18 protein-coding genes are annotated in these 19,191 nt (G+C 69.6%); 5 read left to right on the forward strand and 13 right to left on the reverse strand.

Annotated features, from left to right (window positions below):
• Window position 1: 1 nt before the first annotated feature.
• The 8 genes from CCZ27_RS05795 to CCZ27_RS05830 form a co-directional block, all read right to left on the reverse strand.
• Window positions 2–1,414, reverse strand: a complete 1,413-nt coding sequence (locus CCZ27_RS05795; RefSeq protein WP_096446404.1) for an FAD/NAD(P)-binding protein — start codon at window positions 1,412–1,414, stop codon at window positions 2–4.
• A gap of 44 nt (window positions 1,415–1,458) precedes the next feature.
• Window positions 1,459–2,643 (reverse strand): YeeE/YedE family protein, encoded by a 1,185-nt coding sequence (locus tag CCZ27_RS05800; protein ID WP_232516575.1) that lies wholly within the window; start codon window positions 2,641–2,643, stop codon window positions 1,459–1,461.
• A 70-nt stretch (window positions 2,644–2,713) separates the two neighbouring features.
• Window positions 2,714–3,634, reverse strand: a complete 921-nt coding sequence (locus CCZ27_RS05805; RefSeq protein WP_096446406.1) for a sulfurtransferase — start codon at window positions 3,632–3,634, stop codon at window positions 2,714–2,716.
• A gap of 133 nt (window positions 3,635–3,767) precedes the next feature.
• Entirely contained in the window at window positions 3,768–4,595 is an 828-nt protein-coding gene (locus CCZ27_RS05810; RefSeq protein ID WP_232516576.1) for an EAL domain-containing protein, read from the reverse strand.
• A gap of 19 nt (window positions 4,596–4,614) precedes the next feature.
• Window positions 4,615–5,463, reverse strand: a complete 849-nt coding sequence (locus CCZ27_RS05815; RefSeq protein ID WP_096446408.1) for an ATP-binding cassette domain-containing protein — start codon at window positions 5,461–5,463, stop codon at window positions 4,615–4,617.
• A gap of 37 nt (window positions 5,464–5,500) precedes the next feature.
• Window positions 5,501–6,292 (reverse strand): aliphatic sulfonate ABC transporter permease SsuC, encoded by a 792-nt coding sequence (ssuC, locus tag CCZ27_RS05820; RefSeq protein WP_232516577.1) that lies wholly within the window; start codon window positions 6,290–6,292, stop codon window positions 5,501–5,503.
• Window positions 6,293–6,319: 27 nt separating this feature from the next.
• Window positions 6,320–7,483: an FMNH2-dependent alkanesulfonate monooxygenase gene (ssuD, locus tag CCZ27_RS05825; protein ID WP_096446410.1), complete on the reverse strand. Its 1,164-nt coding sequence runs from the start codon at window positions 7,481–7,483 to the stop codon at window positions 6,320–6,322.
• 31 nt (window positions 7,484–7,514) lie between these two features.
• Window positions 7,515–8,471 (reverse strand): sulfonate ABC transporter substrate-binding protein, encoded by a 957-nt coding sequence (locus tag CCZ27_RS05830; RefSeq protein WP_096446412.1) that lies wholly within the window; start codon window positions 8,469–8,471, stop codon window positions 7,515–7,517.
• A gap of 270 nt (window positions 8,472–8,741) precedes the next feature.
• Between CCZ27_RS05830 and CCZ27_RS05835 the strand changes: the two genes are divergently transcribed.
• The 5 genes from CCZ27_RS05835 to CCZ27_RS05855 all read left to right on the forward strand — a co-directional run bounded on the left by CCZ27_RS05835 (window position 8,742) and on the right by CCZ27_RS05855 (window position 13,773).
• A complete protein-coding gene (locus CCZ27_RS05835) occupies window positions 8,742–9,761 on the forward strand; it encodes a sulfate ABC transporter substrate-binding protein (protein ID WP_269769094.1) in 1,020 nt (339 codons plus the stop codon).
• A gap of 226 nt (window positions 9,762–9,987) precedes the next feature.
• Window positions 9,988–10,827, forward strand: coding sequence for a sulfate ABC transporter permease subunit CysT (cysT, locus tag CCZ27_RS05840; RefSeq protein ID WP_096446414.1), 840 nt, complete (start codon window positions 9,988–9,990; stop codon window positions 10,825–10,827).
• A complete protein-coding gene (gene cysW / locus CCZ27_RS05845) occupies window positions 10,827–11,732 on the forward strand; it encodes a sulfate ABC transporter permease subunit CysW (protein ID WP_096452229.1) in 906 nt (301 codons plus the stop codon). The genes cysT and cysW overlap by 1 nt, the downstream gene beginning before the upstream one ends.
• The gene (locus CCZ27_RS05850) at window positions 11,729–12,835 is read left to right on the forward strand and encodes a sulfate/molybdate ABC transporter ATP-binding protein (protein WP_096446416.1); all 1,107 of its coding nucleotides are present in this window, start codon (window positions 11,729–11,731) and stop codon (window positions 12,833–12,835) included. The genes cysW and CCZ27_RS05850 overlap by 4 nt, the downstream gene beginning before the upstream one ends.
• The gene (locus tag CCZ27_RS05855) at window positions 12,832–13,773 is read left to right on the forward strand and encodes a CysB family HTH-type transcriptional regulator (protein ID WP_096446418.1); all 942 of its coding nucleotides are present in this window, start codon (window positions 12,832–12,834) and stop codon (window positions 13,771–13,773) included. The genes CCZ27_RS05850 and CCZ27_RS05855 overlap by 4 nt, the downstream gene beginning before the upstream one ends.
• 39 nt (window positions 13,774–13,812) lie before the next feature.
• Here CCZ27_RS05855 and CCZ27_RS05860 read toward each other — a convergent pair whose 3' ends face one another.
• The 5 genes from CCZ27_RS05860 to CCZ27_RS05880 form a co-directional block, all read right to left on the reverse strand.
• Window positions 13,813–14,805: a quinoprotein relay system zinc metallohydrolase 1 gene (locus CCZ27_RS05860; RefSeq protein ID WP_096446420.1), complete on the reverse strand. Its 993-nt coding sequence runs from the start codon at window positions 14,803–14,805 to the stop codon at window positions 13,813–13,815.
• On the reverse strand, window positions 14,802–15,557 hold the full coding sequence (locus CCZ27_RS05865; protein WP_096452231.1) for a quinoprotein dehydrogenase-associated SoxYZ-like carrier: 756 nt from the start codon (window positions 15,555–15,557) through the stop codon (window positions 14,802–14,804). The genes CCZ27_RS05860 and CCZ27_RS05865 overlap by 4 nt, the downstream gene beginning before the upstream one ends.
• Before the next feature lie 308 nt (window positions 15,558–15,865).
• Entirely contained in the window at window positions 15,866–16,363 is a 498-nt protein-coding gene (locus CCZ27_RS05870; protein WP_096446422.1) for a c-type cytochrome, read from the reverse strand.
• A 29-nt stretch (window positions 16,364–16,392) separates the two neighbouring features.
• On the reverse strand, window positions 16,393–17,019 hold the full coding sequence (locus tag CCZ27_RS05875; RefSeq protein ID WP_096446424.1) for a pentapeptide repeat-containing protein: 627 nt from the start codon (window positions 17,017–17,019) through the stop codon (window positions 16,393–16,395).
• 74 nt (window positions 17,020–17,093) lie between these two features.
• Window positions 17,094–18,974: a methanol/ethanol family PQQ-dependent dehydrogenase gene (locus tag CCZ27_RS05880; protein WP_096452233.1), complete on the reverse strand. Its 1,881-nt coding sequence runs from the start codon at window positions 18,972–18,974 to the stop codon at window positions 17,094–17,096.
• Window positions 18,975–19,191 lie beyond the last annotated feature (217 nt).

Genomic DNA, 19,191 nt, shown 5'->3' on the forward strand with positions numbered 1-19,191 from the left:
GTCAGCGTCCGCGGCGGGCGATCAGATGGCGTGCCAGTTGCAGGGTGTGGCGGCGCAGTTCGGGCACCGCGATCGCCTCCCAGTAGCGCGCGCGCAGCATGGGGCCGACGTAATGCACGCCCGGCACCTTGTGTCCGTCGGCGCCGATCGGATGGTATTCCTCGTCCACCTCGACGCCGATGTGCAGCGGGTCCGGCCGCAGGTAGCCTTCGTCGCGCAACTGCGCGACCAGGGGCGATGCCGACAGGCGGTCGATGTCGTAGTCCGGCCCGGTACAGTTGACCACCGCGGCGACGTCCAGCGCCTGCGTGCCGCCGTCGGTGCGCCGGCGCACGGTGACGCGGATGCCGTCGGCGGTTTCTTCCATCGTCAGCACCCGGCCGGCGACCACCTCGGCCTGGCTGGCCTCCAGCATGCCGCGCAGCCGGCGGTAGGCGGTCGGCGCCAGGCGGTGGCGGTGGATGTCCCACCACGGTCCGACGCGCGCCAGCAGCCGCCGGCGTTCGGCGGTCGGCAGCCGGTGCCAGATCTCGGGAGTGTGCGGGCGCAGTTCGTTGATGACGTCGCGCCAGTTGTGGCCGGCCTGCCGGCGGCGCTTCACTTCGCGCCGGATCGCGCGCAGGTGGGCGAAGGCAGTGGGCGGCAGGTGCTCCAGGTAGGCGGGATAGCCAGCGGTGACCGGCGGATGCGGGACGCTGCGGTGCCCCTTGGGCAGCAGGCCGCGCCGCGACAGCAGGAAGACCTTGCGCGCGTCGTCGCGGCTCGTCAGCCGGAACAGGGCGTCGATGGCGGTGTGGCCCGCCCCGAGCACGAGCACCGGCCTGCCCGCCGGGACGTGGTCCATGGCGGCGTAGTCCCAGGGGTCGGCGACGTAGCGCGCCGAGCCCGCGAGGGCGTCGGCAAAGCGCAGCTTCTGCGCGCCCAGGTGGCCGAGCGCCAGCACCACGTGGTCGGCGCCGATCCGGCGGCCGTCGGCCAGCGTCACCAGCAGGCGCTTCCCGTCCTGCTGCGGCCGCAGGCTGACGGCTTCGCCCTGCACGCGGGTGAACGGGATGCGGCTTTCTTCTCCGGCGACCTGCAGCGTGCGTTCGAGGTAGTCGCCGAACATGCGCCGCGGGACGAAGGAGCCGGCATGGAGCGCGGGGTCGATGTCCTGGCAGTACTCGACGAAGTGCATGGGGTGCTCCGCCAGCGCGCTCATGTTGCCGGCGACCACGTTGAGCAGCATGCTGTCGTCCCAGATGCGGTAGGCGAGTCCGCGGCCGGCGCGCCGGTGCTGCTCGACGAGCACCACCTCGAATTCGCCCTCCGCGGCTTCGCGCAGGATGTTGACCGCGGCGAGCGTGCCGCTGTAGCCGGCGCCGATGATGACCAGCGTCTCGGGGCCGGCGTGCGATGTGGATTGGTTCGCCATACGTTTCCCGGTGGGTTGAAGGATGTCGGGCCTCCGGTCCGTCTTCACCAGCCGCGGCGCTTGCGCAGCAGCCACCCGAGGAAGGTGCCGAGCGCGAGGAAGACGGCGAAGACCCATCCGGACAGCGCAGCCGCCATGATGCCAGATAGCAGGGTGCCGACCGTGCAGCCGAGCGCGACCATCGCGCCCCAGCCCATCAGCAGGCCGCCCAGCAGCGCCCGCAGGGCTTCCGCGGCGCCGGGCAGGCGGGGACGGAAATCGCCGCCCGACAGTGCCGCGCCGAATGCGCCCAGCACGAGGCCGGCGACGAAGGCGCCGTTCTGCGACCACAAGGTTTCCTTCACCGCCGTCGCGCAGCCGGCGAAGCCGTCCAGCCCTTCGAGGCGCAGCGGAAACCACGCCGCGCCGCTCGCCGCGGTGCGGGCGAGGCTGCCCAGTTCGGCGGTGACGCCGAGCGGACCCAGGCGCAGGTAGGAGAGAACGCCGATGAAGCCGACCAGGATGCCGCCGACGTGGGCGGGCCAGCGCCGCGCCCACCAGGCTTGCGGCCCGGCCGCGGCAGGCGGCGCCCGGTGCGCGCGCGCCAGCAGCACCGTGGCGATGGCGATCAGCCCGATCTGGGCCGCGGCCGAGCCGGCGTAGCCCAGCGACGCGGGAAGCCACACGACCGGGGCGGCCTGCAGCGTGCCGAGGTACAGCCCGTTCCAGGACAGGAAGCCGAGCACGAAGCCGCCCGCCGCCCCGAGCAGGGCCAGCGGCGAGGCGAGCGAGCCTTCGCCGATGCGGTACAGGTGCGCGCTGATGCAGGAGCCGGACAGCGCCATGCCGAGGCCGAAACTCGTCGCCCCCGCGGCCAGCACCCAGCTCACCGGGCCGATGTGCGCGCCGGGCGGCAGGCGGCCGCCGGAAGGGTCGGGCAGGAAGGCGCCGAACAGCAGGTGGTAGCCGAGCGTGCCGGTGGCGAGCGCGGCAAGGATGCCGAGCAGGCCGCGCGCGTCGCGCCGGTCGAGAAAGTCGCGCGTCACGCAGTAGAAGCAGAAGCGCGAGCGCTGCAGCACGGCGCCGAAGGCGATGCCGAGCAGGGCGGACAGGGCCAGTTCCTTGCCCGTTCCTTCGATGCCGGCCAGGTTGCGGGCCAGAGCCAGCCCGGCGACGAGCGCGGCGGCGGCCGGCGCGAGCGTGCGCAGCGGCGGAACGGCCGGCGGGCGATCAGCGGAAACTGCCATCATCGGATCCAAAAAAAAGCGGCGCCGTGGCGCCGCATCAAACTCGTGGCATGAGAAGGCACGAGGAGACAACTTATTTGCCGCCCCACACGGTGCCGGCAAGATTGGTGATCGGCACGCCCACCGCGTTGCCGTACTCGGTCCAGGAACCGTCGTAGTTGCGCACCTCGTAGCCGAGCAGCTTCGACAGGGCGAACCAGGTGTGGCTGGAGCGCTCGCCGATGCGGCAGTAGGTGATGATGGGCTTGCTGCCGTCTATGCTCTTGGCGGCATAGACCTTGCGCAGTTCCTCCACCGGCTTGAAGGTGCCGTCGGCGGCGACCGCCTCGCCCCAGGGCACGTTCACCGCGCCGGGGATGTGTCCGGCGCGGATCGACAGCTCCTGGATGCCGGCGGGGGCGAAGACCTTGCCCTGGTATTCGTCGGCCGAACGGATGTCGACCAGCGCCACGTCGCCCTTCTTCTCGGCGGCTGCGATCACGTCGGGCAGGCGTGCGCGCAGCCTGGCATCGGCCCCGGCGACCCTGACGTTGCCGGCGGGCGGCTGCTTCGACACGGCGGCGAGCGGGCGGCTCTCCGCTTCCCATTTCTTGCGTCCGCCGTCGAGCAGCTTGACGTTCTTGATGCCGTAGATGTCGAACACCCAGGCGCCCCAGGCGGCGAACCAGTTGTTGGTGTCGCCGTACAGGACGACCGTGCTGTCCTGCGACACGCCGGCGCTGCGCAGCAGTTTCTCGAAGTTCTCCCTGCCGACGATGTCGCGCCGCACCGGGTCGACCAGGTCGGTATGCCAGGCGAAATTGACCGCCCCCGGGATGTGGCCGCGCTCGAACTGGCCCGGATTGACGCTGACCTCGATCACCCTGACCTTCGGGTCGTTGAGATTCTTCTCGAGCCATTCGGTGGTGACGAGCACGTCGGATGCGGCGGCGAAGGCGCCGTGCGCCGCCAGCAGCAGCGTTGCCGAGGCGAGGAGGGTGCGAATGCGCTTCATTGGAAACTCTCCTTGATGATCTGGAAGCCCGACTTTGCCGAACACCTCCGCCCCGAGGGAACGAAGCAATTCAGATAAGCAATCCGGGATCGAGTCCTTGGCCCGTTCTTTCGCGATCCCGTTCCCGGGGCCTCTAGCGCGCGAAGCACCGGAGCGCGAAGCGCTCGGGGCCGGCGATGGCGGCGCGCTGCGCGGGCAGGCCGTAGGCGTAGCCCTGGGCGAGCGCGGATGCGGGCAGGGCGGTCGTCTTTTCCTCCAGCCGGGTGACGACCACGGTCGCCTTCTGCGCGATCGACTGCAGGGTTTCGGCATGGCCTTCGTCGCCGGGGGTGAGCGTGTCGCCGCGGATCTTGACGTAATGCGCCGGCACGACCTGCGACAGCGCTTTCCACTGCGCCGGCGATGCGAGATTCACCGCGGTGCAAAAGCCGTTGAGCCGGTAGTTGCGCAGCACGAAGGTAAGCAGGTCGGGCTGGCTGCTGGCGCTCACCGGCGTTTCGATGACGATGCGGTCAGGGGGCAGGCCGAGCGCGTCCAGCACCTTGCGGAAGGCGGCGCCGTGGTCTTCGCTGACCGCCGCGAGCAGCCGTCCGTGCACGTTCAGGAACAGCAGGCCGTCGTCTTCCACCGAGGTGATGAAGTTCAGCGCGTGCACCGTGCGCGCCAGCCGGTCGAGCGCGATCAGCCGGCCGTCGTCCGCGTTCGACGAGAACAGCGCCCACGGCGACAGTTCGCGCTCGCCGCTGCCATGCACGCGCAGATAGGCTTCGAAACCCGCGATGCGCCCGCCGGCCGGTTCGACGATGGGCTGGAAGACGCTCGCCAGTTCGCAGCCGAACCAGTCGCCGACCACGCCGCCATCGGCCAGGCGGCGCAGTTGCCGGCCCCCCTCGCGTTCGAGCGGAAGGCGATCGAGAAAGGCGCGGGTGCCCGCACCGAGCAAAGGGTCGTGCGTGGTCACGGCTGGCTCCAGGGCATCGTCAGGCGGCCCACCGCCATTGCCCGAACGGTATGCCGTCGGGCCTGGCGGGCGCTTCTTCCTCGAGGGGCGGATGCTGCAGCACGCGGCGCAGCACCTCGTCCTCCAGCGCCGCGAAATAGGCGCTGCCGCGCTCGCGCGGGCGTGCCAGCGGCACGCGCAGGTCGAGCGCGATGCTGCCTTCCTCGATCAGCAGCACGCGGTCGGCCAGCACGACGGCTTCGGACACGTCGTGGGTGACGAGCAGGGCGGTGAAGCCCTGCTCGCGCCACAGCCGCTCGATCAGTTCGTGCATCTCGATGCGCGTCAGCGCATCGAGCGCGCCCAGCGGCTCGTCGAGCAGCAGCAGGCGCGGCTCGTGCACCAGGGCGCGGGCAAGCGCGACGCGCTGGCGCTGGCCGCCGGACAGCCGGGACGGCCATTCGCCGGCGCGGTCGGCGAGGCCGACGTCCGCCAGCGCGGCCAGCGCGGCCTTGCGCACTTCGGCGCGCGTGCCGGGCAGGCCGAGCGCGACGTTGTCCAGCACCGTCTTCCATGGCAGGAGGCGCGCGTCCTGGAACATCAGGCGCAGTTCGTCGCGGGTCTGCTGCAGCGGCTGGCCGTCGAGCGTGATGCGGCCCGCGCCGGGCTGCTCCAGCCCGGCCAGGAGGCGCAGCAGCGTGCTCTTGCCGCAGCCGCTGCGTCCTACGATGGCGACGAATTCGCCGGCTTCGATGTCGAGGTCCATGCCCTTCAGCACCTGCCGGTCGCCGTAGGACTTGGCGAGGCCGTCGAAGGCGATGCGCACGCCGCTGCGGCGCGCCTCCCGGCCGCTCAAGGCGCGGATCTCGTTTGAGTCGATGACACCCATGGCGGGCTCCCTGTCGTGCGGATGGTCGGTTCTGTCTTCAGATGTGGGCATAAGCGGGGTTCCAGCGCAGCAGCCGGCGTTCCAGCAGGCGGGCGGCGACGTCGGCCAGCTTGCCGAGCACGGCGTAGAGCAGGATGGCGACGACGACGATGTCGGTCTGCAGGAATTCGCGCGCATTCATCGCCATGTAGCCGATGCCCGAGGTCGCGGAGATCGTCTCGGCCACGATCAGCGTCAGCCACATGAAGCCCAGCGCGTAGCGCACGCCCACTAGGATGTCGGGCAGCGCCCCGGGCAGGATGACCTGCCGGAACAGCGCCCAGCCGGAGAGGCCGTAGGAGCGGCCCATCTCCACCAGCGACGGGTCGACCGAGCGGATGCCGTGGAAGGTGTTCAGATACACCGGGAAGAAGACCCCCAGCGCGACCAGGAACAGCTTGCCTTCCTCGCCGATGCCGAACCACAGGATCACCAGCGGGATCAGCGCCAGGTGGGGCACGTTGCGCACCATCTGCAGCGTGGTGTCGAACAGGTTCTCGGCGAGGCGGTAGCCGCCGTTGATGAGGCCGAAGAAGAAGCCGATGCCGCCGCCGATGGCAAAGCCGATCGCGGCGCGGACGAAGCTGGCCTGCAGGTGGGTCAGCAGTTCGCCCGAGGCGGACAGCGTCCAGGCGGCGGCGAGCACCGCCGACGGCGCCGGCAGGATGCGGGTCGACAGCCAGCCGAGCTGCGCCGCGGCCTGCCAGGCGACGAGGATGGCCACCGGCACCAGCCAGGGCGTGATGCGCCCGAGCCAGCGCGAGGACAGGGGGTGCTGCGGGTTGGTCACTGTTTCGCTCTCCGTGTCGTGGCCCCGTCAGGCCGCCTTCGGGTGATGGGCATAGCCGACGATCTCGCCGAGCGGGGCGATGCGTCCGCGCGTGCCGTCCGCCGCGCCCCCATCGTCCCGGCCGGCGAGCGGCAGGTGGGGGAAGACGAGTTCGGCGAAGCGGTACGCCTCTTCCAGGTGCGGATAGCCCGACAGCACGAAGGTGTCGGCGCCGATCGCCGCGTATTCCTCGATGCGCTCGGCGATGATCTTGCCGTCGCCCACCAGCGCGGTGCCGGCGCCGCCGCGCACCAGCCCCACTCCCGCCCACAGGTTGGGGGAGATCTCGAGCTTGCTGCGGTCGCCGCCGTGCAGTTCGCGCATGCGGCGCTGGCCTTCCGAGTCCATCTGGCCGAGCGCGGCCTGTGCGCCGGCGATGGTGTCGTCGTCGAGCTGGCTGATCAATTCGTCGGCGGCCTGCCACGCTTCGCTTTCCGTTTCGCGCGGGATCACGTGCAGGCGCACGCCGAAGCGCACCTGCCGGCCCTCCTTCTCGGCGCGCCGGCGCACGTCGGCGAACTTCTTCGCCACCTCCTGCGGCGGCTCTCCCCAGGACAGGTAAAGCTCCACATGCCTGGCGGCGGTGTCGTGGGCGCGATCGGACGAGCCGCCGAAATAGAGCGGCGGATAAGGCTGCTGCACCGGCGGGAACAACTGCCGCGCGCCTTTCACCCTGACGTGCCTGCCTTCGTAATCGACCGTTTCGCCGGCCAGCAGGCGCTTCCACACGTCGAGGAATTCCTCGGCGTGCTCGTAGCGCTCGTCGTGGCCGAGGAAGATGCCGTCGCCCTCGAGGTCCGAGCGGTCGCCGCCGGCCACCAGGTTGACCAGCAGGCGGCCGTCCGACAGCCGGTCGAGCGTCGCCGTCTGGCGCGCGGCGGCGGTGGGCGAGGTCGTCGCCGGCCGCAGCGCGACGAGGAACTTCAGCCTGCGCGTCACCGGGATCAGGCTGGATGCGACCACCCAGGCGTCCTCGCAGGCGCGGCCGGTGGGGATCAGCACCCCGCCGTAGCCCAGGCTGTCGGCGGCCTGGGCGATCTGCTTCAGGTAGTCGTGATCCACCGCCCGCGCGCCGCGCGACGAACCGAGATAGCGGCCGTCGCCGTGCGTGGGCAGGAACCAGAAGATGTCGAGCTTGCCTTGCCTGCTCATTGCGTGCTCCGGTGTCGCGTGCGGGCCGGGATCAGCGGGCCGGGCGCCAGACCACGGAGGCGACGTCCAGCTTGCGCGGGATCAGCTTCAGTTCGGTCAGCGTGTCGGCCATCTGCTGCTGGTGCTTGACGACGTCCTCGGTCAGCGGCTTGACGCCGTAGCCGTAGCGCGACACCGAAACCTCGGCGACGGCCGGCGGCAGGCCGATCTGCGGCGCGACGATGGCGGCCGCCTCCTTCTGGTTCTTGCCCACCCACACGCCGGTTTCGTTGATCGCTTCCAGCGCCGAGGCCAGCACCTGCGGATGCTTCTGCACGAAGGGGCGGGCGGCGATGTAGAAGTTGTAGTTGTTCACGATGCCGCTGCCGTCGGCCACGATGCGCGCGCCGAGCTGCGCTTCGGCGGCGGCGCCGAACGGGTCCCAGATCACCCAGGCGTCGACCGCGCCCCGCTCGAAGGCGGCGCGTGCGTCGGCCGGCGGCAGGAACGCCACCTCGACGTCGCTGTACTTGAGCTTGGCCGATTCGAGCGCCTTCACCAGCAGGTAGTGCACGTTCGAGCCCTTGTTCAGCACCACGCGCTTGCCTTTCAGGTCGGCCAGCGTCTTGATCGGGGAATCCTTGGGCACCAGCACCTTCTCGGCGCGCGGCGCGGGCGGTTCGTTGCCGACATAGACCAGGTCGGCACCCGCGGCCTGCGCGAACACCGGCGGCGTCTCGCCGACCACGCCGATGTCGATGCTGCCGACGTTGAGCCCTTCGAGCATCTGCGGGCCGGCGGGGAATTCGGTCCAGGTGACCTTCACGCCCTCGGCCTTCAGCCGCGCCTCGAGGTTGCCGCGTGCCTTCACGATGGACAGGGTCGAGCCCTTCTGCCAGCCGATGCGGATCTCCGGGCTGTCGGCAAGGGCGTGGGGGGCGGCGAGGCCGAGCGGCACCACGGCGGCGGCGAGCAGGCTCTTCAACAGCGTGCGGCGGTTCGTGTTCATCAGGGGCTCCTTGGGGTGTGCGTCCGGATCGGATGTGGACTTGACCGGGACGGCCCCGGTCGATGGCGCAAATCTAAATAGGCCGCCGTTTTTCACGAACCAAGAAAATCCGGATTGCTTATGTGGGCGCAACTGGATTGCTTTGCAGGATCCAAGCTGTTGCGATTTTCCGCTTAGCAGTTTCCGAAATATGGAAATCGTTTTTTATTACTTCTTGGCGTTTGGAGGCATGGCTAGACTCGGGGCCTATTTCAAACAAGGAGGTTCATCGTGCCCCACGCCAATCGCGTTTCCCGTCTGCTGCGCGGCCTGCTCGCCGCAAGCCTGCTGAGCCTTGGCGCCGGCGCCTCGGCCGCCGAGATTTCCATCCTGAACGTGTCGTACGACGTGTCGCGCGAGCTTTACAAGGAGATCAACCCGGTGTTCGCGGCGCAGTGGAAGGCGAAGACCGGCGACACCGTCACCGTCAACCAGTCGCACGGCGGCTCGAGCAAGCAGGCGCTGTCGGTGGCGGCGGGGCTGGAGGCGGACGTGGTGACGATGAACCAGTCGCCCGACATCGACATCCTGGTCGAGCGCGGCAACCTCGTCGCCGCCGACTGGCGCAAGCGCTTCCCGCACGATGCCACGCCGTATACGACCACCTCGGTGTTCCTGGTGCGCAAGGGCAACCCGAAGGGCATCAAGGACTGGTCCGACCTGACCCGCGCCGGCCTGCAGGTGATCGTCCCGAACCCGAAGACCTCGGGCAACGGCCGCTACACCTATCTTGCGGCATGGGGCTACGCGCTGGACAAGACCGGTTCCGAGGCCGGCGCGCGCGACTTCGTCGCGAAGCTCTTCGCCAACGTGCCGGTGCTCGACGGCGGCGGACGCGGCGCCACGACCACCTTCACCCAGCGCGACGTCGGCGACGTGCTGGTGACCTTCGAGAACGAGGCCATCCTGATCGCGCAGGAACTGGGCGGCGACAAGTTCGACGTGATCTATCCGTCGCTCTCCATCGATGCGTCGGCGCCGGTGGCGGTGGTGCAGAAGGTGGCGGACAAGCGCGGCACGGCCAAGGTGGCCGAAGGCTACCTGAACTTCCTGTTCTCGCCGGAAGGGCAGGAGGTCATCGCGAAGCAGAATTTCCGTCCGCGCGATCCCGCGGTGCTGAAGAAGCACGCGAAGCAGTTCCCGCCCATCCGTACCTTCAGCGTCGATGAAAAGCTCGGCGGCTGGAGCGCGGTGCAGAAGACCCACTTTGCCGACGGCGGGATCTTCGACCAGATCGTGGTCAATCGATGAGCCCGGCGCGGGGCCGGGCGGCCGCCCGGCCGGACCGGCACCCGCGCCGCTTTTTCCCCGCCCGGCGGAACGGCGCTCTTAGCAATAAAATGAATAAGCAGCGCGTTTTTTATTGTTTATTGATCACAAGCCCGGCTCATAAACTTTGCTTCATTACGCAGACGAAGGCTTTTCCCATGTTCCAGAATCCTCGCGCCGACGTCTCCGGCCGCGTCGGGAGGGCGCCATGAGCGCCCCGTCCCGCTCGTTCAGCGTGCTGCCCGGTTTCAGGCTCACGCTCGGCTATACGCTCGCCTATCTGTCGCTGATCGTCCTCGTGCCGCTGGCGGCGGTGTTCCTGAAGACCTTCACGCTGACCTTCGACCAGTTCTGGGCGGTGGTCACCGCGCCGCGCGTGGTGGCGTCCTACAAGCTGTCGTTCGGCATGTCGCTGCTGGCGGCCGCGATCAACGCGGTGTTCGGGCTGATGCTGGCCTGGGCGCTGGTGCGCTACTCCTTTCCGGGCAAGAAGCTGATCGACGCGCTGGTCGACCTGCCCTTCGCGCTGCCCACCGCGGTGGCCGGCATCGCGCTCACCGCGCTGTATGCGAAGAACGGCTGGATCGGCCAGTTCCTCGAACCGCTCGGCATCCAGGTCGCCTTCAAGCCGCTGGGCGTGCTGGTGGCGCTGGTGTTCATCGGCCTGCCGTTCGTGGTGCGCACGGTGCAGCCCATCCTCGAAGACCTCGACACCGAACTGGAAGAGGCGGCGGCCAGCCTGGGCGCCTACCGCTGGCAGATCTTCCGCTACGTGATCCTGCCCATCCTGCTGCCGGCGCTGCTGACCGGCTTCGCGCTGGCCTTCGCGCGCGCGGTGGGCGAGTACGGGTCGGTGATCTTCATCGCCGGCAACATCCCGATGGTGTCCGAGATCACGCCGCTGATGATCATCACCAAGCTCGAGCAGTACGACTATGCCGGCGCGACCGCGATCGCGGTGGTGATGCTGCTGCTCTCGTTCGTGCTGCTGCTGGTCATCAACGGCCTGCAGGCGTGGACCGCGAAACGCACGGGGAGGAGCCGCTGATGGCCGGCGCAGTCGCAATGCACTGGGGCGGCGCCGGCGACGGCGCGGCCCGCTTCGAGTCGAAGGCGGCGACGCGCGAGACGCCGCTCGTCAAGTGGCTCATCGTCGGCGTGTCGCTCACCTTCTTCGCCGTCTTCCTGCTGCTGCCGCTGGTGGCCGTGCTGGTGGAGGCGCTGAGGAAGGGCTGGGAGACCTACGTCACGGCGCTCATCGATCCCGACGCGCTGTCGGCGGTGCGGCTGACGCTGCTCGCCGCGGCGATCTCGGTGCCGCTGAACCTGGTGTTCGGCGTCGCCGCGGCGTGGGCGATCGCCAAGTTCGATTTCCGCGGCAAGCACTTCCTGATCACGCTGATCGACCTGCCGTTCTCGGTGTCGCCGGTGATCGCCGGCCTCATCTACGTGCTGGTGTTCGGCGCGCAGGGCTGGCTGGGGCCGTGGCTGTCCGAGCACGACATCAAGATCATCTTCGCGGTGCCCGGCATCGTGCTGGCGACGGTGTTCGTCACCTTCCCCTTCGTCGCGCGCGAGCTGATTCCGCTGATGGAGGCGCAGGGCAAGGAAGAAGAAGAGGCCGCGGTGGTGCTCGGCGCCAACGGCTGGCAGACCTTCTGGCACGTGACGCTGCCCAACATCAAGTGGGGGCTGATGTACGGCGTCATCCTCACCAATGCGCGGGCGATGGGCGAGTTCGGCGCGGTGAGCGTGGTGTCGGGCCACATCCGCGGCGAGACCAACACGCTGCCGCTGCACGTGGAGATCCTCTACAACGAATACCAGTTTGCCGCCGCCTTCGCGGTAGCCTCCCTGCTGGCGATGCTGGCGCTGGTCACCCTGGGCATCAAGACCTGGGTGGAGCACCGGGCGGCCGCGGCGAAGAATGACGAACAGGACGACGCATCATGAGCATCCAGGTCAAGGACATCAACAAGCGGTTCGGCAGCTTCGTGGCGCTGGACAAGGTCACGCTCGATTTTCCCACCGGCGAACTCGTCGCCCTGCTGGGGCCCTCGGGCTGCGGCAAGACCACGCTGCTGCGCATCATCGCCGGGCTGGAGCAGGCCGATGGCGGCCAGGTGCTGCTCGAGGGCGAGGACGCTTCCGGCACCCATGTGCGCGAGCGCCAGGTCGGCTTCGTGTTCCAGCACTACGCGCTGTTCCGCCACATGACGGTGTTCGACAACGTGGCCTTCGGCATGCGCATGAAACCGCGCGGGCAGCGTCCGTCGGAGAAGCAGGTCCGCGGCAAGGTGCATGAACTGCTGAACCTGGTGCAGCTCGACTGGCTGGCCGACCGCTTCCCGTCGCAGTTGTCCGGCGGCCAGCGCCAGCGCATCGCGCTGGCCCGTGCGCTGGCGGTGGAGCCGCGCGTGCTGCTGCTCGACGAACCCTTCGGCGCGCTCGACGCCAAGGTGCGCAAGGAACTGCGCCGCTGGCTGCGCAAGCTGCACGACGAACTGCACATCACCTCGATCTTCGTGACCCACGACCAGGAAGAGGCGCTCGAGGTGGCCGACCGCGTGGTGCTCATGAACCGCGGCCGGGTCGAGCAGATCGGCACGCCGGAGGAGGTCTATCGCCGGCCGTCGACGCCGTTCGTGTATGGTTTTCTCGGCTCGGTCAACCTGTTCCACGGGCGGGTCGACGGCGAGGCGGTCCGCGTCGGCGAGGACGTGCTGCCGCAGGATGCGCTGACGCATGAAGCCGGCCGCTTCGGCCACGGCGCGGAGGTGGTCGCCTTCGCCCGTCCGCACGAGCTGGACATCGTCGTCGATGCGGGCTCGACCGCCGGCATCGCGGCCAGGGTCAGCCGCATCCTGGCCTTCGGCGTCACCGCGCGGGTGGAACTCGACGGCATCAACGGGACGGTCGGGCAGCATTTCGAGGTCGAACTGACGCGCGAACAGGTCGCCGCGCTGGCGCTGGCCGAAGGGCAGGTGGTGCGCCTCGTGCCGTCGCGGCTGAAGGTGTTCGAGCGCGAGGCGACAGGGGCGGGAGCGGGAGCATGAACTTCCAGCAGTTGCGCATCATCCGCGAGACGGTGCGGCGGGGCTTCAACCTCACCGAGGTGGCCAATGCGCTGTTCACCTCGCAGTCGGGCGTGTCGAAGCACATCAAGGACCTCGAGGATGAACTGGGCATCGAGCTGTTCGTGCGCAAGGGCAAGCGCCTGCTCGGGCTGACCGATCCGGGCAAGGAACTCGTGGTGATGGTGGAGCGCATGCTGCTCGACGCCGGCAACATCAAGCGCCTGGCCGAGCAGTACAGCAACCGCGACGAGGGCACGCTGACGATCGCGACCACCCACACCCAGGCGCGCTATGCGCTGCCCAAGGTGGTTGCCGAGTTCAAGCGCGTGTTTCCCAAGGTGCACCTGAAGCTGCACCAGGCCAGCCCGGGTGAGATCGTGCAGATGCTGCTCGACGGCGAGGCCGACATCGGCATCGCCACCGAGGCGGTGGCCGACGTGCCGGAGCTGGCTTCGTTCCCCTACTACAGTTGGCACCACTCGGTGATCGTGACGGCCGGCCACCCGCTGGAGGCGGTCCAGCCGCTGACGCTGGAGGCGATCGCGCGCTTCCCGGTCATCACCTACCACGAAGGCTTCACCGGCCGCGCACGCATCGACCAGGCTTTCACCCAGGTCGGGCTGGTGCCGGACGTGGTGATGTCGGCGCTCGACGCGGACGTGATCAAGACCTACGTGGAACTGGGCCTGGGCGTCGGCATCCTCGCGTCGATGGCCTTCAATCCCGCACGCGACGGCGACCTGCGCCACCTGGACAGCACGCACCTGTTCCCGGAGAACGTCACGCGCATCGCCGTGCGGCGCGGGCATTACCTGCGCGGCTTCGCCTACCGCTTCATCGAGCTGTGTGCGCCCGAACTGAACGAGGCGGTCGTGACGCAGGCGCTGACCCGGGCGGTGGGCGAGGCGGCGGCCTGAGCACCCTCCCCGGGCGCCGGTTCGCCGCCGGCGGCACCGCTAGTCGCGGCGCTCCGGCGGGGCTTCCAGCACCGCGCGTTCGGCGGCGGGAAAGAGGTGCACCACCGAGCGGCGGTACTCGTGCTCGGCCACGGCAAAGCCGGCGAAGCGCGGCGGCAGCGGCCGGGCAAGCGTCTCGGCCATGTCCAGGCCGGCGGCGGCGGCCTCGTCGATCGAACGCTGCAGCCAGCCGAGGTAGTCGCGGGTCGCGGCCAGCGGCGAGGCATCGGCGCTGACCTCGCCGTGCCCCGGCACCCACAGGCGGGCGGGGAGGGCGGCGAGCGTTTCCAGCGCATCCATCCAGCGGCGTATGTCGGCATGCGGCGTGGTCGGCGCGCGGTGGTTGAACACCAGGTCGGATGCGAACACGGTGCCGCTGGCGTGATCGATCAGCACCAGATCGGCCGCGGTGTGCCCGCCGAGCGCGACGAACTCGACGTCGCGCCCGCCCACGGTGCGGCGGCCGGGCGTGATTTGCCGCCGCGGCACGACGACCTCGGTGTCGCGCATCCAGTCGCCGGCGAGCCGGTACATGTTCTCGTTGAAGGCGTTGCCTTCTGCCTCGATGGCGGCGGCCGTCTGCGGCAGCGCGGCGATCGTTTCCGGCGGGAAAGCCTGGTTGCCGAGAAAGTGGTCGGGATGGTGGTGGGTGTTCAGCGTCAGCACCACCGGCAGGGGCGTGACGCGGGCGATGGCGGCCCGCAACTGCTCGCCGTAGCGCTTCGACGGTCCGGTGTCGATGACGATGACGCCGCTGCTGCCGACGATGAAGCCGGTGTTGACGATGTTGCCGCCGTTCGCGGGCGAGAAATCCTCGCTGCGGCCGACGAGCACATGGACCCCGTCGGCCACCTGCCGCGGCCGTAGCCCGTAGTCGAACGAGGCGGCGGCCGAGGGAGCGGGCTGCCCGCCCGGCGGCTGCGCGATGGCCGGGGCGCAGAGCGCGGCGGCGAGCAGGGCGAGGGCGGCGGCGCGGCGGCGGACGGGCTTCATCGCTGCACCTGCGCGTCGATGCGGTTGCCGTTGTTGTCGCGCCCGCTGATGCGCAGGGGGCCGGCATCGGCTGCGCCCGGACGCAGATCGAGCGTGAACACCGGGTTCTCGGATACCGGCTCGTACGCGCGGATGCGCACCAGCGCCTTGCCGGCGGCATCGGCGACCGCCAGTTCCTCGATGTGGAAGGCCGGGATGCCGGGGGCCAGCCCGGTATCCATCGGATGGATCACCCGCAGCCGCAGGCGCTCGCCGTGGCCGACGCCCGGCCACAGGCGGGCGCTCACCCGGTTCAGATGCTGCTGCCACAGCGGCGACGAAGATCCCGCCGAAGGCAGCGTGCACCCGCCGCCGTGGGTGCGCACCCACGCCCCTCCGACATGCCAGACGCCGTCCGCGGTGCGCGCGGCGGCGCGGACCGGCGAGGATTGCTGCAGCTTCAGGCGAAAGCCGAGCGTGGGCGCGGCGTCGAACGGCTCGAAGCCGAGCACCTTGACGATCGGGTTGAAGTCGGCGAACACGATCACTTCGTCGACGCCGGGCAGGGCGCTCGCATCCACGCTCACCGGCACGTTGAGCGGGTCTTCGGCGTTGAACGGGGCGGTGACGGCGATCCGCGGATCGAACACCACCCTGGCATCGGCGAAGAACTCGCGCCGCATGTCTTCCCAGCGCGAGGATTCGAGCGGGTCGGCGTCGGCGATCCGCGGATCGAACACCACCCTGGCATCGGCGAAGAACTCGCGCCGCATGTCTTCCCAGCGCGAGGATTCGAGCGGGTCGGCGTCGGCGATCGTGGCCGCGGGCGCGGGCAGCGCCAGGATGAGGGCCAGCAGGCCGAAAGCGATGCGCATGTTCGTCGTCTCCTTTGCCGCGGTGCCGGGCGGCATTGCGGTGCGGCCTAGCAAGCCGCGTGCCGGCTCTCCCAGCGGCAGCGATACGCGGGGACGACCGGCGGGAAGGGCGCCTTCGCGGCGGATGGAGCAGCCGGATTGCCCGGTGCGATGTGGAGCATCTGGAGCAATGGAGCAGTCCGGCGCGGAGCACTCCGCAGGCCGCTTCAGGGCTTCCGGCCGGCCTGTGATTCGACGAAGCTGCGGATCGCCCAGACCAGCTCGGGTGCGAGCACGCCTTCCCAGGCCGGCATGTGCTCGACGCCGACCTTGACCTTGCCCTTGAGCACCGAGTCGCGGAAGTAGTGATCCACGTCGGCCACGCAGCGCTGCCGGAATTCGGCGTCGCGCACCCGGCTGCAACTGCGGCCGAGGCGGCGCAGGTCGGGCGCGGCGGCGTGTTCGCCGTCGGCATCCACGCCGTGGCAGCCGGCGCAGGACTGGTTGAAGGCGCTGCGGCCGACCTCTGCGGCGAGCGCGTTGCCGCGGTAGGGGTTGTGTTTCGGCCACGGCTGCTGCAACGCGGGCAGGCCGGCGGTGTCGACGACGGGCGGCACGGGCGTGGTGCGCGCGTGCGCGGCCGGCGGCAGGGCGGGCGAGGCGGCCAGCGCGCACAGCAGGGCGGTGCCGAAGCGGCGCGGGCGGAAGCGGAAGGCGTGCGGCATGGCGAGGTTCCTGGTTTGGGATGCAGGTGTTACCAGCCCGTCGGGCAGCCCTGGCAGCCGTCGAAGGCGGAGTCCGGGAAGATCGTGAAGCGCGTCACGCAGCCTTCCATGACGGCGTCGCGCAGGTTGACGGTGACGAACTTGGCCTCCTGCAGATTGGTCGACACCAGCCGGGCGCCGACGAACCAGGCGAAGTTCAGGCGGGCGAATTCCAGGCTGGCGCCGGTGAAGTCGGCGCCGGAAAAGTCCGATCGCATCAGCCGGGCGGCTTCGAGATCGGCGCCGGTCAAGCGGGCGTTGCGGAAGTTGGCGCTGGCCGCAGTGGCCTTGTTCAGGCGCGCGGCGGTGAGGTTGGCGCCTTCCAGGTTGGCGCCGGCGAGGTTGGCGCCCCGCAGGTCGGCGCGGGTGAGGTCGGCGCCGGACAGATCCGCCCCGGCGAGGTTCTTGCCGACGAGGTCGGCGTGGCGCAGGTCGGCGCCGGGGCAGCGGGTGTAGGGCCAGATCGGACAGCCGTTCATCACCGTCACGCCGTCGTCCGCCGGTGCGGAGGCGGTGCCGTCGGCGGCGGAGTCGTCGCCGGCGCGGGCGCCGGCGGACAGCAGCGCGGCCAGCAGCAGGGTAGCCGCGGTTTGCCGCGGGCTTGGGCGGAGAGGCATGGCGATGCTCCGGATGGCCCCGCCGCGGGCCTTGCCGGCGGCCCCGCGGCGGTTCTCGGCTGGAAGGTGGCGGATCAGTTGGCGGCGAGTTGCCTGGGCAGTTTGAACACCCACAGCGAGCCGCCCTGGGTGACCTGCTTGGTCAGGTCGGCCATGTCTCCGCCCCACAGCGGCACGGCGCCGCCGTAGCCGGACTGGATGGCCACGTACTGCTCGCCGTCCATCTCCCACGTCACCGGCACCGACACGACGCCCGAGCCGGTCTGGAACTTCCACAGTTCCTTGCCGTTCTTGGCGTCGAAAGCCTTCAGGTAGCCGTCGGACGTGCCGGTGAAGACCAGCCCGCCGGCAGTGGTCAGCGTGCCGGCCCACAGCGGGAAGGTCTCCTTGTGTTCCCATGCGATCTTGCCGCTGACCGGGTCGATGGCGCGCAGGATGCCGACGTGGTCGTCGAACAGCTTCTTGATGCGGAAGCCCTGGCCGAGATAGGCGGAGCCCGCCTTGTAGGTGACGTTCTCGGTCCAGTAGTCCATCGCCCAGTGGTTGGCGGGGATGTAGAACAGGCCCGTGTCGGGGCTGTAGGACATCGGGTGCCAGTTGGTGCCGCCGAGGAAGGGCGGCGAGACGAAGATCGATTCGCCCTTGTCGGCTCCATCCTTGGGAAGTTGCGGGCGGTTGTTCTTCTCGATCGGCTTGCCGGTCGCCAGATCGAAACCGGATGCCCAGGTTATGCCGTCCACGAACGGCCAGGCGCCGATCAGCGAGGTCGGCCTGTTAGGGTAGCCCGAGCCCTTGGCGAGCTTGTCGCGGTCGGTGACGAAGAAGAAGCCGTTGCGGTCGGCGTGGGCCGAGGCGTTGACCATCTTGCCGGTCTTCGGGTCCTTGTATTCGAACAGCACCACCGAGTTGTTGCCGGAAAAGTCCCAGGCGTCGTTCGGGGTGTGCTGGTAGAAGCCCTTGAGTTCGCCGGTGGCGGCATCGACGTAAGCCTGGCCGGAGGTGAACAGGCTGTCCCAGTTGCGCGGGTCGTCGCCGGGTGCGGTGCGCTTCCAGGTGTTCCACGGCGCGGGGTTGCCGGCGCCGATGACGATCATGTTGTTTTCCGCGTCGAAGCTTGCCGTCTGCCACGGCGCGCCGCCGCCGTGGCTCCAGGCTTCGACCTTGCCGGTGGGCGAGTTGGGGTCGTCCGGCCAGCTCGGTGCCTTCGGGTTGCCGGTGGGCGTGCTGTCCTTGCCGTGGAGCCGCCCCATGTGGCCCTCGACCAGCGGCCGCGCCCACACTTCCTCGCCGGTGTCGGGGTCGCGCGCGTACAGCCAGCCGACCACGCCGAACTCGTCGCCGGACGAGCCATGCACGAGCAGCACGCGGCCGCTCTTCTGGTCCTTCACGATGAAGGGGGCGCCGGTCATCGTGTAGCCGACCTTGTGGTCGGCGAACTTGTTGCGCCACACGACCTTGCCGGTCTTCCTGTCGAGCGCGACGATGGCCGCGTCCAGCGTGCCGAAGAAGACCTTGTCGCCATAGATCGCCGCGCCGCGGTTGACCACGTCGCAACACGGCCGGATGTCGTCGGGCAGGCGATGGTCGTATTCCCACTGGCGCTTGCCGGTGCGCGCGTCGATGGCAAAGAAGCGCGAATAGGAGCCGGTGGCGTAGATCATGCCGTCGTGCACCAGCACCTGCCCTTCCTGGCCGCGCTGCTTTTCGCCGCCGAAGGAAAAGCTCCACGCCGGCACCAGCCCGGCGACGGTCTTCGTGTTGATCTGCTTGAGCGGGCTGTGGCGCTGCGCCTTCAGGCCGAGGCCGTAGGAGAGCACGTCGCCCGGCGTCTTGTGGTCGTTGGCGATGTCATCCCAACTGACGTCGGCGCCCGCCGCCGCCGGCAACGACAGCGCCGCCGCCAGCGCGAGGGTCAGTGCTTTCGGCGCGACGCGCCGGTTTGCTCGGATGCTCATGTTGGTCGTCGTCTCCATGGTTCGTTTCGAGTTGTTCCCGGGCGCCGCCGCAGGTGCCGGTCGATGTTGCGGTGGGCAGTATCGGACCGTGCCGCAGCGGATGTCGCGGGACTTCGGAACGCGCGCACCGGGAAGCTTTCCCGTCCGGACCGGGAATGGCATGGGGTTTGCTAGAGACATGCCGCCGACGCATGGATGGAGCAAGTGGCGGCCACTG

It is taken from the genome of Thauera sp. K11, from assembly GCF_002354895.1.
In the GTDB taxonomy this organism is placed as follows: domain Bacteria; phylum Pseudomonadota; class Gammaproteobacteria; order Burkholderiales; family Rhodocyclaceae; genus Thauera; species Thauera sinica.

Bases quoted from the DNA above. Each gene is read 5' to 3' on its own strand.
- CCZ27_RS05795 (WP_096446404.1), bottom strand. From the start codon at position 1,414: ATGGCGAACCAATCCACATCGCACGCCGGCCCCGAGACGCTGGTCATC.
- CCZ27_RS05800 (WP_232516575.1), bottom strand. From the start codon at position 2,643: ATGATGGCAGTTTCCGCTGATCGCCCGCCGGCCGTTCCGCCGCTGCGC.
- CCZ27_RS05805 (WP_096446406.1), bottom strand. From the start codon at position 3,634: ATGAAGCGCATTCGCACCCTCCTCGCCTCGGCAACGCTGCTGCTGGCG.
- CCZ27_RS05815 (WP_096446408.1), bottom strand. From the start codon at position 5,463: ATGGGTGTCATCGACTCAAACGAGATCCGCGCCTTGAGCGGCCGGGAG.
- ssuD (WP_096446410.1), bottom strand. From the start codon at position 7,483: ATGAGCAGGCAAGGCAAGCTCGACATCTTCTGGTTCCTGCCCACGCAC.
- CCZ27_RS05830 (WP_096446412.1), bottom strand. From the start codon at position 8,471: ATGAACACGAACCGCCGCACGCTGTTGAAGAGCCTGCTCGCCGCCGCC.
- cysT (WP_096446414.1), top strand. From the start codon at position 9,988: ATGAGCGCCCCGTCCCGCTCGTTCAGCGTGCTGCCCGGTTTCAGGCTC.
- cysW (WP_096452229.1), top strand. From the start codon at position 10,827: ATGGCCGGCGCAGTCGCAATGCACTGGGGCGGCGCCGGCGACGGCGCG.
- CCZ27_RS05850 (WP_096446416.1), top strand. From the start codon at position 11,729: ATGAGCATCCAGGTCAAGGACATCAACAAGCGGTTCGGCAGCTTCGTG.
- CCZ27_RS05855 (WP_096446418.1), top strand. From the start codon at position 12,832: ATGAACTTCCAGCAGTTGCGCATCATCCGCGAGACGGTGCGGCGGGGC.
- CCZ27_RS05860 (WP_096446420.1), bottom strand. From the start codon at position 14,805: ATGAAGCCCGTCCGCCGCCGCGCCGCCGCCCTCGCCCTGCTCGCCGCC.
- CCZ27_RS05865 (WP_096452231.1), bottom strand. From the start codon at position 15,557: ATGCGGCGCGAGTTCTTCGCCGATGCCAGGGTGGTGTTCGATCCGCGG.
- CCZ27_RS05870 (WP_096446422.1), bottom strand. From the start codon at position 16,363: ATGCCGCACGCCTTCCGCTTCCGCCCGCGCCGCTTCGGCACCGCCCTG.
- CCZ27_RS05875 (WP_096446424.1), bottom strand. From the start codon at position 17,019: ATGCCTCTCCGCCCAAGCCCGCGGCAAACCGCGGCTACCCTGCTGCTG.
- CCZ27_RS05880 (WP_096452233.1), bottom strand. From the start codon at position 18,974: ATGAGCATCCGAGCAAACCGGCGCGTCGCGCCGAAAGCACTGACCCTC.